The following is a 15,493-nucleotide window of genomic DNA, read 5'->3' on the forward strand; positions in this document are numbered from 1 at the left end:
TAGGCCGCGAAGCGGCCGCAGATTTTGGAGGGTTTGTCAACCCCTATTTTTAAAATTTTATGGGAAATTGGGGGGATTTGGAAAAAAGAAAAAAAGAAAAAGCCCTTGGAATCTGGGCTAGAGATTCCGAGAGCCTATGTACATTATTGAGGGGGTAATTGCCGGAAGTGTGAAAGGCTAAAATAACTCTAGAACAAAAAAATCCGGTAATGACAAAAGCCATTTCCGGATTTTTTAAAATTCGCAAATAATATCATCCTATAGCTTTTTTAACGGCCTCAAGAACACGGTCAGCCTGGAAAGGTTTAACAATAAAGTCCTTAGCTCCAGCCTGAATTGATTCTATAACCATCGCCTGCTGGCCCATAGCAGAGCACATAATACAAACCGCATTAGGATCTGCAGCCTTAATTCCCTTTAGGGCTCCAATACCATCAAGCTCAGGCATTGTGATATCGAGAGTTACAAGGTCGGGCTTCAACTCATTATATTTTTCGATTGCGATTTTTCCGTTCTCAGCTTCTCCGGCGATTTCATATCCGTTCTTTGAAAGGATATCCTTAAGCATCATGCGCATGAAAGCGGCATCATCAGTAATGAGTATTCTTTTTCCCATATTGAACCTCCAATAAGTAATTTAGTATGAGACAATTAAAACAATTTCTTTTTAATAATTATTATCGTTCAGTACATAATCTATTGTATCACAACATTTTAATTGTGAGCGTTAAATCGTTATGCAAATAATTAAAATTTGATAAAGTCTATGGAAAAATTGTTTTAACTATTGATTAGTTTCCTATCACAGGAAGAGAGTAATCATACTCAAAATCCTCGTGGTTAACAACTTGCCATTGCTTTATACTGAATGAATTGTTTAAAATGTCTGAATCGTTTGCAGCATTTAAAATTAACGTAATTTCAAGAGATTGATTATCGGTTATTGGTACACTTTCTTTGATTATACCATTATCTGACCCGAAATCATACCCTGAATTTGCTGCCGCAAGAAAAGCATTTCCTTGGTGACAAGCATTATAGTATAATCGTTGCCTGTTGGCAAGTTTTTTGCTCAAATTGTAATCAGCCCTGGAGTTTACAAGGGATAAGCAGGCAAATGAAACCAGACTTAAGATTGTAAATATGAGGAGGACTGATGCGCTTCCTACGTGTGCACCTGCAGTTTTTGGATGTTTTGACATTTTATTTTCCTCTATAAGTATCTACAGATATGCTGTGTATAATATTCGAATCATCATCGGATACTTCAAGTAGTGCTGTATTGTGGTTTCGGACGTCTACAATATTTATGCTGCACGTAATTGCATTTCCTTTCAAAGCGGTATTATATTTTGTTACATCTGAATATACATCACCTGCAGACATTTCTTTAATATTAAGTATTGCTTCATATGAAGCAGTTTCAGCATCACCTGTAAGGCAATCCCAGTTTTGGTCAAAAAAGATTATGAGGCTGTTATCGCTGATGACAGCTGTTGGGTAAAGCTTTCCAAGCTCATTTACGTCGCCGTTTGTACCGGTAAAGGCTTCTGCCAAAGATTCTGACCAAAGCACGGCATTGTTCAGATTTACTGTTTGCTCGGCTACTTTATGGGACTCGAAAAATAATCTCACGCAAACAGCTGCACAAAGTGAGAAGAAAAAAATTGCTATAATCAGCTCCATGAGAAAGAGACTGGTATTTGAACTTCCTTTTTGATCCATTTAATTATCACCTGTACTTCTTTTTGCAATGTATACAGATTCCTTCAATCCATCGGATAGAACTATGTCTGCAAGGAAAAGAGAATCTGATTTTTGCGAGATGTCAAAAGAACTCACTTCTAAAAGCTTCTGTCCTGACATGGGATAAAAGGTATTGAGGTCAGCTCTGGCATATAACTCCATTAAATATCCGTCATAATCATAGATGTAAGTGTTGTATAAAACTCCGTCTATTTCTTCCTGAATAACTAAAGCGTTTTGTCCAAATAGATCCTGAACAAAGATAGCGCCGTTTACGTCAGACTGCCTAACCTTTTCGATAATGTAAGCACAGGCTGTTCTATGATTATAATTGTCTTTCATTGACTTTACGTTCTTTTGATATATACCTGCGCCTAAAGAAATTACTGCAACGGCACAAAGAACGAACAGAAGCATAAGACACAGTATAAAGGCCACGTCAACTATATGACGGTTTTTGGATTTTAAGTTCATTAATTTCTCCGGTTACAAGTTATTTAGCTGCAGTTCCTAATTGTTTGTTTTTATTACTGTAACATCAGGATAGAGATTTGATGCAATTGGCTGATAGTCCACAAAAAACAAGCTTTTGTCATAAGTAAGGCCGTAATGATTTTCCAAATATTCAAGATCAGGCGGATACATGCCCTCAATGGCATAGCATTGCACAATATCTCTTTCCAAAGCACTTTCCAGGGACTCCTGCTGCTTTTCAATAGTGTTTTTTCCTGAAGCTTCAACTGCAAAGTAAAATAGTATAATTATTGCAGCAAAGATGACCATTGACATTATTTTGTACAAGGCATCAGAAATAACAAATATGCTGGTTTGGTGATCGAATCTGTTAGTCATATTATTATCCTATTGTGGTCATAATGCCCATAAGTGGCAAGATCACAGATAAAAGAATCATTCCAACTATTATGGAAAGAATTATTACAAGGGTCGGCTCAATAACTGAAATGGCAGAGATGATTTTTCTCTGGGTTTCGTGTTCAAATCTGTCAGCGATTTGCTTCATTGCCTTGTCCATTGATCCTGATTTGAAACCGACATCGATCATCTGGGCGTAAAAAGATGTGAATATTTTTGAGTTTAAAAGAGCTTCCGGAAAACTTGCACCATCAATAAGCAGCTCTTTACATTTATCAATTTTTTCTTTCATTTCATTGGTTTCAACAAGTTTTTTTACCAATGAGAGCCCCTCAAAAGTGTCCATTCCGCTTGAAAGAGTAAGGACCATGCCACTTGCAAATCTTTCACATTCAAGCTCCTGCATAAGTTTTTTGGTGGGAGCAAATTTGCCAATGAATTTTTTGAGTGCATTTCTTCCTGAAACAGTATAAGAAATATAGAAGAAGACAATAGCAAGTATTACTAAAAAACAAACAAGGATAACAGAATATCTGTTAAGCAAATTTCCAAGGTTTAAAAGGGATTGTGAAAAACCGCTCATGTTCGTACCGAGCTGTTCATATACCTGTTCAAAAATTGGAAGAACCTTCAAAACCAGCACAACGACAACCACAAGCATCATAAATACCATAATAAGAGGATAACTGATGGCATTTTTTATGCCGGACTGTATATTTTCCTCCCGGTCGTAGTAGTCTGCCAGAGAATCCATTACAACGTCGATATTTCCGGATTCCTCGCCAATTGTAACCATGTGTGATACGTAATCCGGGAATACACCGCTCATCTTTAGAGCAACGTGGAATTTTTCTCCGCTCCTAAGAACCTGATTTATGGAGCTTAAGATTTCTTTTGCAGAAGGATCCTCTGTGTCCTGAGTAAGGATTTCGATACTGTCAGAGGGAGCAATGCCTGCGCGCAAAAGAAGAGCAAGCTGTCTGCAAAAGCTTGAAATTTCATAGCTGTTTAGCGGAGTTGCTTTTATTTTTTTCTTCATATTTTTTCCTTAATATATATATTTTACGGAGTAGTTTGAGCCATCTCCAATGAAATTCTTAAGTTCAGTTTCTTTTACATTTGAAGCAAAGGTGGGATCCATAAGAGACCACTTTGTTCCGTCAAATTCAATAATGCCGTTTACCCATCCGATATCTTCGATATATGTGCTTATCCATGCGTGGTATGCGGTCCCGGCGTAGCCAACTTCCATTCTGGTTGGAATCCTCTGGCTTCTGAGCATACTGCTCATAAGAACTGCGTAGTCAAGACAGATTCCTTTTTGGGTGGAAAGAACTTCATCAATATCAGGAATATAGCCGCTTTGAACAGTTTCAGCTTCTTCATAGTCATATTCAATATTACTGATAATGTAATTGTAGATGGATGAAACAACTTCAAGATCATTGTTACAAGCAAAACTCAGTTCAGCACCTTTTGAAACAGCAGCATTGTTATCGCTGAAATTAACATATTGATTGGGATATAAAAAAGGAGAAAACTCATTTTCAATGTTTGCACCGACCATCTGTGAAAAGACCATGGAATACTGATTCTTTTCAATGTTCTCATATACATTTATAAGATAATCGCCGCTTCCTGACTGAAGAGGGAAAACTTCATCCGTGGGAACTTCTGAATTCAGGTTGTATGTGTAGGTGGTTTCATCAGGACCCGTGATCTGAAGCTTTACCTTGGGGGATGTGCCTGTATATCTGACAATAACATATCCCTCGGAAGTATTGGATGCATCCAAATGAGCAAGTTCATTTTCATAAATTGTAACACCGCTTGCTTCCGGTACGAGACAAACAGGAGTATTATCTCTTGTGCCTTTGACGGGAGAGGCAGGCGAATCTTCTGCTGAAACATCAGCAGAGTGTGACCTGTCTTTGGCATCACACCCAAATAAAACAAGTGTCAGCAGACTTAAAACTATCAATATTCTTTTAGCAAAAATATGTTTAGTCTTCATTACTATATTTTACAATAGTTTATGTGCTGTGGGGATTCTTTTTTTGAAGGTATAGTATTCTGTAAAGCCGCAGCTTCTGACTATGTCTACCATATCTTCAAAGTGGGTGGCAACTCTGTCCGGAGTGTGGGCATCAGAGCCAAAAGTGATAATCTTACCTCCCATGTCTTTGAATCGCTTTATTATTTCCGGGCATGGATTTGGTAAAAGATTCATGTCTGTATAGGCAAGAACCTTTGAGTTAAGGTCAAGCCCTTTGTCATGTCTGATAAGCTGCTCAAGTATAGCGTCTATCAGCTCATTGTATCTTTCATATGAATAGGTGTGATCTCCTTTTGGAACATAGCGGGAGATGTAGTCTATATGTCCCAACACGTCAAAGTCAGTAAAGTATGTTATGTCTTCCAAAGTTACTTCAAAGTACTTTTTGAATATATTATCTACAGTATCTGCCTCCCAAAAATCACTGTAGAATGGATCTCTTTTATTCAAAAGATGCTGGGAAGCAATAACAAAATCGAAGTCACCATTTTTTATAAAGGCTGTATTTTCGTTGACACAGTCATCCTGCATGCCTATTTCAACACCGAAATTCAAAATAATCTGGCCGGCGTATTTCTCTTTATAATGCAGATATTCATTGCGATAGGATTCAACATCAAGGTCAAAGGCATTTGGCGGAAGATCCGGCAGGATAGGATAGTTTAAATCCAAATGTTCTGTAAAGCAGATCTCGGTCAATCCTCTTTTTATGGAGGATAAGATCATTTCCTCCATGGGAGCTTTACTGTCTCCTGAGTTGTGGGTGTGCATATGGTAGTCCGGTGGAAGAAATTTGTTCATAGTATTGTCGCTCCAAAAGTTATCAATATTAAGAAGTACATGTTTAGTATTTTTTAAGCATATTCTAGCATAAAATTTTACAATCTTACTTGATTTATGCATAAAAGTTTATTAGAATTAAAGTTGCTGATAAAAAATTATCAAATATGATATGTAACAGCAACTAAATATATAATTCATTTTAGGAGGAACTTAAAATGGCAGTTAAAGTAGCAATCAATGGTTTTGGCCGTATCGGTCGTCTTGCATTCAGACAGATGTTTGAGCATGAAGGAACAGAGATCGTAGCAATCAACGATCTTACAGCTCCAAAGATGCTTGCACACCTTCTTAAGTATGATTCATCACAGGGCAAGTACAAATATGCTGATAAGGTATCTTACGGCGAGGATTCCATTACTGTTAACGGTAAGGAAATCAAGATTTACAAAGAGGCTGATGCTAACAATCTTCCTTGGGGCAAGATTGGTGTAGACGTAGTTCTTGAGTGTACAGGTTTCTATACATCAAAGGAAAAGGCTCAGGCTCATATCAACGCTGGTGCAAAGAAGGTTGTTATTTCTGCTCCTGCAGGAAATGATCTTCCTACAATCGTATATAATGTTAACCACGAGACACTTACAGCTGATGACAACATCATTTCAGCTGCATCTTGCACAACAAACTGCTTAGCACCTATGGCTAAGGCTCTTAACGACTTCGCACCTATCCAGTCTGGTATCATGGCTACAATCCATGCTTACACAGGTGATCAGATGATCCTTGACGGACCACAGAGAAAGGGTGACCTTAGAAGAGCACGTGCAGGTGCTGTTAACATCGTTCCTAACTCAACAGGTGCTGCAAAGGCTATCGGTCTTGTTATTCCTGAACTTAACGGCAAGCTCATCGGAGCTGCTCAGAGAGTTCCTGTTCCAACAGGTTCAACAACACTTCTTTTCGCAGTTGTTAAGTCTGACAAGGAACTTACAAAGGAAGCAATCAACGAAGCTATGAAGAAGGCTTCTGATCCTGAGACATTCGGATACAACGAGGATGAGATCGTATCTTCAGATATCGTTGGAATGACATATGGTTCACTCTTCGATGCTACACAGACAATGGTTACAGCTATCGGCGATGGTCTCTATGAAGTTCAGGTTGTTTCATGGTATGACAACGAGAACTCATACACATCACAGATGGTTCGTACAATCAAGTACTTCGAGAAGTTCGTTAAGTGAGAATCCGACGAGGTTCTTTCGAGTCGATGATTCGAACTTAGTTCTGGCGAGCGCCGACAGGCGTGAGAGCAGAGCTTCCTTACGAGCGTAAGCGAAATAAAACCAAGACTTTAAAAGGGTCCGGTCCTTTAGGACCGAACCCTTTTTCTTTTTAAAACAATATTATCCCAGGAGGAAAAATATATGTCATTAAATAAAAAGTCAGTAGATGACATCAACGTAAAGGGCAGACGTGTACTTGTTCGTTGTGATTTCAACGTACCTCTTAAGAATGGTGAGATTACAGACGAGACAAGAATCGTAGCAGCTCTTCCTACAATCAAGAAGCTTATAAAGGATGGCGGCAAGGTTATTCTTTGCTCACACCTTGGAAAAGTAAAAAATGGTCCTAACGAGGGAGAGTCACTTGCTCCTGTTGCAAAGAGACTTTCAGAAAAGCTTGGCAAGGACGTTAAGTTTGTAGATGATTACAATGTTACAGGCGCTGCAGCAACAGGTGCTGTAGAGGCTATGAATGAGGGAGATGTTGTTCTTCTTCAGAATACTCGTTTCAGAGGCAAGGAAGAGACAAAGCCTGAAGAGGCCGGTGAAGCTTTTGCAAAAGAGCTTGCTGATCTTGCTGATGATTATGTTTGTGATGCATTTGGTTCAGCTCACAGAGCACACGCTTCTGTTGCAGTTGTAACAAAGTACATCAAAGAAAAAGGCGGAAATAACGCAGTTGGATATCTTATGCAGAAGGAAATTGACTTCCTTGGAAATGCAGTTGAGAACCCTGTAAGACCTTTCGTTGCTATCCTTGGTGGTGCTAAGGTTGCTGATAAGCTTAACGTTATCAACACTCTTCTTGAGAAGTGCGATACACTTATCATCGGTGGTGGTATGGCTTATACATTCCTTAAGGCTAAGGGATATGAAATTGGTAACTCACTTCTTGATGACAGCAAGATTGATTATTGTAAAGAGATGATGGAGAAGGCTGAGAAGTCAGGCAAAAAGCTTCTTCTTCCTATCGATACAGTTTGCATCGATGAGTTCCCTAACCCTATCGACAATCCATCAATCACAACTACAGTTGTAGATGCTGATAAGATTCCTTCTAACAAGGAAGGCGCAGACATCGGACCTAAGACTATTGAACTTTACGCTGAGGCTGTTAAGTCTGCCAAGACAGTAGTTTGGAACGGACCTATGGGCATATTCGAGAACCCTGTCCTTGCAAATGGTACAAAGGAAGTTGCTAAGGCACTTTCAGAGACAGAAGCTACAACAATCATCGGTGGTGGTGATAGTGCAGCTGCTGTTAACCAGCTTGGTTATGCTGACAAGATGAGCCACATCTCAACAGGTGGCGGAGCTTCTCTTGAGTTCCTTGAAGGCAAGAAGCTTCCGGGTGTATACGCTGCAGACGACAAGTAATTGTCATTTAGACAATATGAGGGTGTGAATATTGCATAATCACTTTGGGGACGCTTTCGCTCCTTTGTGCTTCGGAGCGGTACTAATACCCCAAAAGACAGGGTATAAGTACCGACGAGCACAAAGGCTCCCAAAGTTGCTTATGCAAATTTCACACCTTATTTTTTGATTAAAAACATAATTTGATACAGAGTAGACAGGATTTAGTCAGATAATAAAATGGCGTTATTAAAGGAGAATAATATTATGGCAAGAAGACGTATAATCGCAGGCAACTGGAAAATGAACAAGACTCCTAGCGAGGCTGTTGCACTTGTTGCTGAGCTTAAGGATCTGGTAAAAAACGATGATGTAGATGTCGTTTACTGTGTTCCGGCTATTGATATCGTACCTGTAGCAGAGGCAGTTAAGGGTACAAATGTACACGTAGGTGCAGAGAATTTCTACATTGTAGATAATGGTGCATTTACAGGAGAAATTTCAGCTCCTATGCTTAAGGATGCCGGTGTAGAATATGTCATTATCGGACATTCAGAGAGAAGAGATATCTTTGGTGAGAATGATATTCTTATTAACCAGAAGGTTAAGAAGGCATTTGCTTCAGGTCTCACACCTATTCTTTGCTGTGGCGAGTCACTTGCACTTCGTAAGGCTGACACATATAAAGAGTGGATTGAAAGACAGATTACATGGGATCTTGACGGCGTAACAGCTGATCAGGTTAAGAAGCTTGTTATCGCATATGAGCCTATCTGGGCTATCGGAACAGGCGAGACAGCTACAGCTGATCAGGCAGAAGAAGTTTGCGGACTTATCCGTAAGCTTATTGCTAAGCTTTATGATCAGGCTACAGCTGATGAGGTTCGTATCCAGTATGGCGGATCAATGAACGCAGGAAACGCTGCAGAACTTCTTTCTAAAGAAAATATTGATGGTGGCCTCATTGGCGGTGCTTCACTTAAGCCTGACTTCGGCAAGATTGTCAACGCCTGAGCTACATGAATCAAAACAATAAAAGTCCGCGGCATTGCCGTGGACTTTTTCTATTAATGAATGACTTCATGAACTAAATCTCAGAAATCCGCATAAACTGCGGATTTCGTGGGATATGAGTCAAGAGTGCATAATATTTTTACTATTTATAGCACAGCTAAAATATCTGCAACGACTTCTTCCATGGTATGATCCTTTTCATCAATGGTGTAGTCGGCATATTTATCGTAAAGAGGTGTGCGCTCATTATAAAGAGATACCAGTGATTGTCCGTCTTTCATAACAACGCCGCGCTGCTTAACGTCATTAAGACGCTTTGTTAATACATCCATTGAAACCTTTAAGTAAACGATTTTTCCAATGTTTTTATAGTGATCCATGGCCTCTTTGCCGTAGACAACACTTCCACCGGTTGCAATAATGGTTTTTTCGGCTTCTATTTCTGAATTTATCCTGTTTTCTATGTCGATAAATCCATCGACTCCTTCGGTTTGTATGATTTCAGATAGCTTTCGTCCTTCTTTTTCCTGAATGACTATGTCTGCATCTATGAAATTGTATCCGAGAATCTTGGCTAAAATAACGCCGACAGTACTTTTGCCGGAAGCAGGCATACCAATGAGCACAATGTTATCTTTTTTCATAATGTCCTCCTCTAATAACGCCAGTTTATTATCTGACATAGTTTGGTCTACTCTGTATGTGTTACAGTAAGTGCTAAAGCACTAACTGTAACAGCAGGATGCGGATACCGTAACCGACTAAAATACAGTCGCTAACGGTAACCGGCTCCTAAAAATCAATGTCGCTGGTCATCATTTTCAAAACGCTCACAGAATCTGGCTGAAAATGATGGCTTTTCATTTCCCAATGACAGATGCGTTGTATCACCTATCCTAAGGGTTCTGAAAATTGCTATTCCCTGTTCACGCTCTTCGGTAACAACCTCGGTGACAGATGTAGGTGCTGTGGCAAGAAAATGAAGCGGAATAAATGGCGATACGTTCCACAACCTTGATAATAATACACTTGTTATCCCGAAATGGCAAAAGAAAGCCAGTGTTTTTTCATTACTTTCTTTTACTTTGTAGATATTTCCTGCTCGCTCATATCCATGACCGGCTAAAAGATTGTCGAAGTTTGAAATTACCTGATCATATTTAGTTACTGAATCAGAGTACTTTGCAATTTGACTGTTTTTCCATTCATTTATATCAAAGAGTTCAGGATGATTTGCATAATAGGAGGGGAGTACATCCCATATAATTCGCTTTTCGTACAGATGGCTATCCGGATTAAGCTTAAGTTCGGTTCTGTATGCTTTTTTAGTCTCTTCGTCAGCTGCATTGGCATCAAATTCAGCAGGAAATTCCCTCAGCCAATCACAGACAGTAAAGGGAAGTCTCAGTTCTTTTAGCGAAAAATCAGCTGTGGCCCTGGCTCGCCCCAGGGGAGATACAAATACTTCGTCTATATTAAGTGTATTTATATGTTTTGCCAAAAGTGTTGCCTCAACTTTACCTTTATCAGTAAGGTTGTCGATTTCGTAATCAGGGTCACCGTGTCTTATGAATAATAGTCTCATATATTTCTTCCTTTGCTTTTTTTACAATTTAATATTTTACATCATATATTTGATGAAATGTAAAAATATATAACAATCTATCGCGACTGAATAAAAAGGTTTTAAAGCCTTGAATATAAGAGATAAAAAGGTATATACTTTAGCCTGTTGTGTTGTCGATAAAGTAGAGGTTTTTTATGGAAAGAAATCATAAATTCGATAATGTAAAGGCACTTTTGATATTTCTTGTAGTGTTTGGGCATTCTCTGGAATATTTATACGGAGTCAAGGGCTCCTATGGTGCAATAAGAGCAGCAATTTATTCCTTTCATATGCCTGCTTTTGTTTTTATCTCAGGCTATTTTGCGAGAAAGTCAAAGCGTGCTGTGCAAGAAGTGGTTGTGAAATACCTATTAACATATATGATATTTAATACACTTTTTGCTGTATCTCCATGGAATGTGGACTCACCTCTGAATTTTTTGTTTCCTCAGCTTATTTACTGGTACTTGTTGTGTTTATGCTTTTGGAGAGTGGCTGTTGGAGTGTTTTCCAATATCAGATTTGTTGTGCCGCTTTCAATTCTGTTTACATTCTATATAGGGACATGCCCTAAGGCTGACAGATTTATGTCTATATCAAGGGCTGTGTGCTTTTTCTCATTTTTTTTGATAGGATACAAATTCTCTTTGGAATGGTTAAAAAAGATCAAAAAGAAACATATGGCGATTGCACTTGCATTTAGTATAGTAGTTGTATTGGTACTGCATTACCAAAAGCTCATTCCGGTTAAGATGTATGAATATATTCAATCTTATTCAGCTACGAAGGTGAGCAACGTTGCAGGAATTGAAATGCGAGTTGTTATGATTGCCCTGGCACTTGTTATGACGTTTTGTCTTATAGGACTGATGCCGTCAAAAGAGTTCTTTTTTACAATTTTGGGTAGAAACAGCCTTTGTATTTATCTTATTCATATTTTTGTGATTAAAGCACTTGCCCAAAGTAAGGTATTGTCGTTTTCAAGTGTTTTTGGTAATGTGTCAGCCGCATTTGTCTTGTCTGTTATCATCTGTTATGTTTTATCGCTGCAGGTAATAAATGCAGCCTATAACAGGCTTGCAGATAAATTGGCCAATGCACTTATTGTTTCCAAAGATTTATATATTAGCCCTACTTGACGAAAGTAGGGCTTTACTGTGCTATAATGAAATATTGAGATGAACATTATTAATGGTAAAGATGATAACTTAAGGGAAACTTTTATCACCGCCTCGGGAAGACGGTTTATTTCTGATGCCCCAAAAGAGTACCACTATACATCTTTTGAGACAAAAAAGCTTTTGAAGGCATATTCTCCTGAGAGTATAGGCTCTGAAATGTATAAAAAAGCTGATGTGGTAGAACTTGAACCTCATGTTGCTTTTAACAGGGACAAAATGCTGTTGAGCTTTAATATATGCTCTTCACAGGGCGCAAGCTACGTGCTGAAGGATATTTCGGATTTCGTCTCTGCCGTAGCAGAAAGAGAAACTGTAAGCTACGGAAAACATCTCATTTTTACCCATGATATATCAGCTTTTTCGCCTAAAACCCGGAGAATCATTGAATTCTTAAATGACTATTTCAGAGAGAAGACTGCTTCTTTATATCCATATTCAAAGGGGCATAGCAAGCAGATAGAGCTGACAGGCGTTCAGATTGATGAGTTCATGGATAGTGTTGATGAGCTCTATTTTGTAAATACAGATTTCAGAGCTCATTTTAATGAGGAAAGGCTACTTGAAAAATCCCTCGTTTTTCCTGAAATTGATCTAAGTATTGAAAAAACCTCTACAGGAATTAATTTTGAAACCAGCTCTTTTACTATGTTTGAGGGGCATTCCAATATATATTTTGAGAGAAGAAAAAAGATACATGTGATTCCCAGAAAGGATGTGGCCAGGATTTTGCCCTTCCTTTACTTTCTCTCGGCCAGAAGAACAGATAATGAGCTTTTTATAGCTGAAAAAGATCTTACGCTTTTTACAACAGGTCTTTTACCTGTATTGCAGGAATATCTAAATGTAAGCTATGACGGATTTGATGCATCAAAGTATTTACCTGATGAACCAAAATTCAAGCTATATGTTGATATGCCCGATCATCTTACAATAACCTGCGATGTGCAGGCTGTTTACAGGGAAGATACGGTTTATGAGGAAGTTATCCACATTTTTGCCGCAAATCATGGGGGAAATCAGGGCGATTTTGTGGATAAAAATTCTGAAATTAAAAGAAATTTATACCGGGAGAATCAGACATCCAGAAGTATCAGTCCTTTTTTTGACGAGCTCGACAGCAAAAAAGGATTTCTTTTGATAAAGGCAGATGCAGACAGTGAGGATAGGATTTACAGATTTTTAACTGAGAGTTTGCCGCAGCTTGACAGGTCATATGAGGTATATCTTTCTGATGCAATACATAAAGTGAAGATAAAGGCTGCTCCCAAAATTAATTTTGGAGTATCTTTTGTGTCCGACCTTTTGGAGGTTTCAATTAATCCGGAGGATATAACCTTAAAAGAACTTGATGAGATTCTTCATAAATATGACAGGAAAAAGAGGTTTTTTAAGCTTAAAAATGGCGATATAGTTGATCTTGCCAGCAGGGAAATGGGAATTATATATTCTCTTTCGGATGGTCTTATGATCTCCAAAAAAGACCTTGAGGAAGGTCATGTGTCGGTTCCGAAATTCAGGGCTATGTTTTTGGAAGAGCTGTCTGAAAAGACTGCCGGATCTGATTATTCATATATCAGCAGAAGTACCGGATTTAAAGAACTTGTCAGCTCTTTCTCAGAGAATTTTGAAGAGGAATATGAAGTGCCGGATAGCCTTAAAAATGTTCTCAGAGACTATCAGAAAACAGGCTTTTATTGGCTTAAAGCTCTGAAAAGAAGCTCTTTTGGCGGAATACTTGCTGACGATATGGGACTTGGAAAAACTCTGCAGATATTATCACTTCTTCTTTCTGAAAAGGAGGAAAGACAAAAAAGCGGAGAAAAAGCCAAATGTTCTCTTATTGTGTGTCCTGCATCGCTTGTTTATAACTGGCAGCATGAGATAAAAAAATTCACGAAGGAGTTAAAGTGTGAACTTGCAGTTGGCATAAAACCGGACAGAGAAAGGGTGACATCGGAATTAGAGGAAGAGGGGACGGATGTACTTATCACGTCCTATGACCTGTTAAGAAGGGATATTGATCTGTATAAATATTTGTCTTTCGACTGTATGGTTATTGATGAAGCCCAGTTTATAAAAAATCCTGCAACGCAGGTTGCAAAGGCTGTTAAGAGCATAAATGCTTCTTTTAAGACTGCCCTTACCGGAACACCTATAGAGAATAGGCTTAGCGAACTGTGGAGTATATTTGATTTTGTGATGCCGGGGTATCTGTACAGTTATAAGAGCTTCAAGGAAAGAATCGAGATACCGGTAACAAACTCGGAAGATACTGAGGAAATAAATCATCTTCGCAGGATGATCGCACCTTTTGTATTAAGGAGGTTGAAGCATGATGTCCTCAAAGACCTGCCCGAAAAGCTTGAAGAACAAATTGTTGCGCAGATGACAGGTGAACAGGAAGAATTATATAAAACCTACCTTCAAAGAGTTAAACTGCTTATTGGCTCCAAGGATAAAGAGGAAATATCAAGAGACAGGATTGCTATACTTGCAGAGCTCACAAGGCTTCGTCAGCTTTGCTGCGATCCGGGACTTATTTATGATAATTACACCGGGGGAAGTGCCAAGACGGAACTGGTTGTGGAAATGATAAAAAGTGCAGTGGACAGCGGACACAAGATCCTTTTATTTTCACAGTTTACTACTATGCTTGACAGACTTGCTGCCCGTTTTAAGAAAGAGGGAATTAATTATTATCTTCTGACAGGATCAACTAAAAAGGAAGACAGGATCAGGATGGTTGATGCTTTTCAGGAGGATGATACACCTGTATTTTGCATTTCACTAAAGGCCGGCGGAACCGGACTTAATCTTACGGCTGCTGATATCGTGATTCACTATGACCATTGGTGGAATATTGCAGTTCAGAATCAGGCCACAGATAGAGCTCACAGGATAGGACAAAAAAATGTGGTGACGGTATATAAGCTTGTTATGAAGGATACTATTGAGGAGAGGATCATAAAACTTCAAAACAGAAAAAAAGAGCTTGCTGAAAAGCTTTTAAATACAGAAGCCCTGGGCTCGCCTAAATTGTCCAAGGAAGAGCTTTTGGAACTGCTTAGTTAATAAAATTTTTCTCTTTTTTAATAATAGCATCGTTGGTATTGAGTTATAATATAGTTACTTTTCTGAATGAAATATAACTGATTGGTTATTACTATTCAGAAAATGAACGATAACGACTATATGCCAGGAGGAGATACAGATGTCAGGAAGAGAAGATCTTATTAATCAGCTTGCTGCAAGCATGGGTGCAGGAGATTTTGCACAGACAAAATACACTGAGTCAAAATATGATGCTCAAACAGGAACATTGTATTGTGATGGCATAATGATCACAAAGCCGGTCATTGAGAAAGCATTGCAGCATTTTAAAACACTTAAGTCAAAATGCAGTTATAATGACCCTGCTTCCCGTGAAATGGCTATGATCTATCAGGTGGCCATTGAGGGTATAAACAAGATAAGAAACAGTGGTCAGCAGACAATGAAGGAAGACCGCCCCAAAGAAGAATGAGTAAGGGACTGCAGATTACTGATAGGAATTGGACAGAGAAAAACGCCTCATCGATTATTGATCGATGGGGCG

The 15,493-nt window shown here is 38.8% G+C and carries 16 protein-coding genes; 6 read left to right on the forward strand and 10 right to left on the reverse strand.

Annotated features, from left to right (window positions below; genetic code table 11):
- Positions 1–253 precede the first annotated feature (253 nt).
- From J6O61_RS06095 to J6O61_RS06130, 8 genes are all read right to left on the reverse strand, one after another.
- Complete coding sequence (locus J6O61_RS06095; protein WP_022773049.1) at positions 254–616, reverse strand: response regulator; 363 nt, start codon at positions 614–616, stop codon at positions 254–256.
- A 175-nt stretch (positions 617–791) separates the two neighbouring features.
- On the reverse strand, positions 792–1,202 hold the full coding sequence (locus tag J6O61_RS06100) for a hypothetical protein (RefSeq protein ID WP_292210826.1): 411 nt from the start codon (positions 1,200–1,202) through the stop codon (positions 792–794).
- A 1-nt stretch (position 1,203) separates the two neighbouring features.
- Positions 1,204–1,725 (reverse strand): hypothetical protein, encoded by a 522-nt coding sequence (locus J6O61_RS06105; protein ID WP_292210829.1) that lies wholly within the window; start codon positions 1,723–1,725, stop codon positions 1,204–1,206.
- Positions 1,726–2,220, reverse strand: a complete 495-nt coding sequence (locus tag J6O61_RS06110) for a DUF4860 domain-containing protein (protein WP_292210831.1) — start codon at positions 2,218–2,220, stop codon at positions 1,726–1,728.
- A 36-nt stretch (positions 2,221–2,256) separates the two neighbouring features.
- Positions 2,257–2,598: a hypothetical protein gene (locus J6O61_RS06115; protein ID WP_292210834.1), complete on the reverse strand. Its 342-nt coding sequence runs from the start codon at positions 2,596–2,598 to the stop codon at positions 2,257–2,259.
- A 4-nt stretch (positions 2,599–2,602) separates the two neighbouring features.
- Entirely contained in the window at positions 2,603–3,658 is a 1,056-nt protein-coding gene (locus J6O61_RS06120) for a type II secretion system F family protein (RefSeq protein ID WP_292210837.1), read from the reverse strand.
- A 9-nt stretch (positions 3,659–3,667) separates the two neighbouring features.
- A complete protein-coding gene (locus J6O61_RS06125; RefSeq protein WP_292210840.1) occupies positions 3,668–4,633 on the reverse strand; it encodes a transglutaminase-like domain-containing protein in 966 nt (321 codons plus the stop codon).
- A 9-nt stretch (positions 4,634–4,642) separates the two neighbouring features.
- On the reverse strand, positions 4,643–5,476 hold the full coding sequence (locus J6O61_RS06130; RefSeq protein ID WP_292210842.1) for a histidinol-phosphatase HisJ family protein: 834 nt from the start codon (positions 5,474–5,476) through the stop codon (positions 4,643–4,645).
- A gap of 197 nt (positions 5,477–5,673) precedes the next feature.
- Between J6O61_RS06130 and gap the strand changes: the two genes are divergently transcribed.
- From gap to tpiA, 3 genes are all read left to right on the forward strand, one after another.
- Positions 5,674–6,699, forward strand: coding sequence for a type I glyceraldehyde-3-phosphate dehydrogenase (gene gap / locus J6O61_RS06135; RefSeq protein WP_022752630.1), 1,026 nt, complete (start codon positions 5,674–5,676; stop codon positions 6,697–6,699).
- A 183-nt stretch (positions 6,700–6,882) separates the two neighbouring features.
- Positions 6,883–8,118: a phosphoglycerate kinase gene (locus J6O61_RS06140; RefSeq protein WP_292210845.1), complete on the forward strand. Its 1,236-nt coding sequence runs from the start codon at positions 6,883–6,885 to the stop codon at positions 8,116–8,118.
- Positions 8,119–8,364: 246 nt separating this feature from the next.
- Positions 8,365–9,111, forward strand: coding sequence for a triose-phosphate isomerase (tpiA, locus tag J6O61_RS06145; RefSeq protein WP_292210848.1), 747 nt, complete (start codon positions 8,365–8,367; stop codon positions 9,109–9,111).
- A 146-nt stretch (positions 9,112–9,257) separates the two neighbouring features.
- On the opposite strand, the gene J6O61_RS06150 is transcribed toward tpiA, so the two are convergent.
- On the reverse strand, positions 9,258–9,755 hold the full coding sequence (locus J6O61_RS06150; RefSeq protein ID WP_292210850.1) for a shikimate kinase: 498 nt from the start codon (positions 9,753–9,755) through the stop codon (positions 9,258–9,260).
- 155 nt (positions 9,756–9,910) lie between these two features.
- Entirely contained in the window at positions 9,911–10,696 is a 786-nt protein-coding gene (locus tag J6O61_RS06155) for a histidine phosphatase family protein (protein ID WP_292210852.1), read from the reverse strand.
- 176 nt (positions 10,697–10,872) lie between these two features.
- On the opposite strand from J6O61_RS06155, the gene J6O61_RS06160 reads away from it, so the two are divergent.
- The 3 genes from J6O61_RS06160 to J6O61_RS06170 all read left to right on the forward strand — a co-directional run bounded on the left by J6O61_RS06160 (position 10,873) and on the right by J6O61_RS06170 (position 15,421).
- Positions 10,873–11,856, forward strand: coding sequence for an acyltransferase family protein (locus J6O61_RS06160; RefSeq protein WP_292210856.1), 984 nt, complete (start codon positions 10,873–10,875; stop codon positions 11,854–11,856).
- A gap of 39 nt (positions 11,857–11,895) precedes the next feature.
- Positions 11,896–14,970 (forward strand): DEAD/DEAH box helicase, encoded by a 3,075-nt coding sequence (locus J6O61_RS06165; RefSeq protein WP_292210859.1) that lies wholly within the window; start codon positions 11,896–11,898, stop codon positions 14,968–14,970.
- A gap of 139 nt (positions 14,971–15,109) precedes the next feature.
- Positions 15,110–15,421 (forward strand): hypothetical protein, encoded by a 312-nt coding sequence (locus J6O61_RS06170; protein WP_292210862.1) that lies wholly within the window; start codon positions 15,110–15,112, stop codon positions 15,419–15,421.
- The last annotated feature ends 72 nt before the right edge of the window (positions 15,422–15,493 follow it).

Source organism: Butyrivibrio sp., assembly GCF_017635265.1.
GTDB lineage: Bacteria > Bacillota > Clostridia > Lachnospirales > Lachnospiraceae > Butyrivibrio.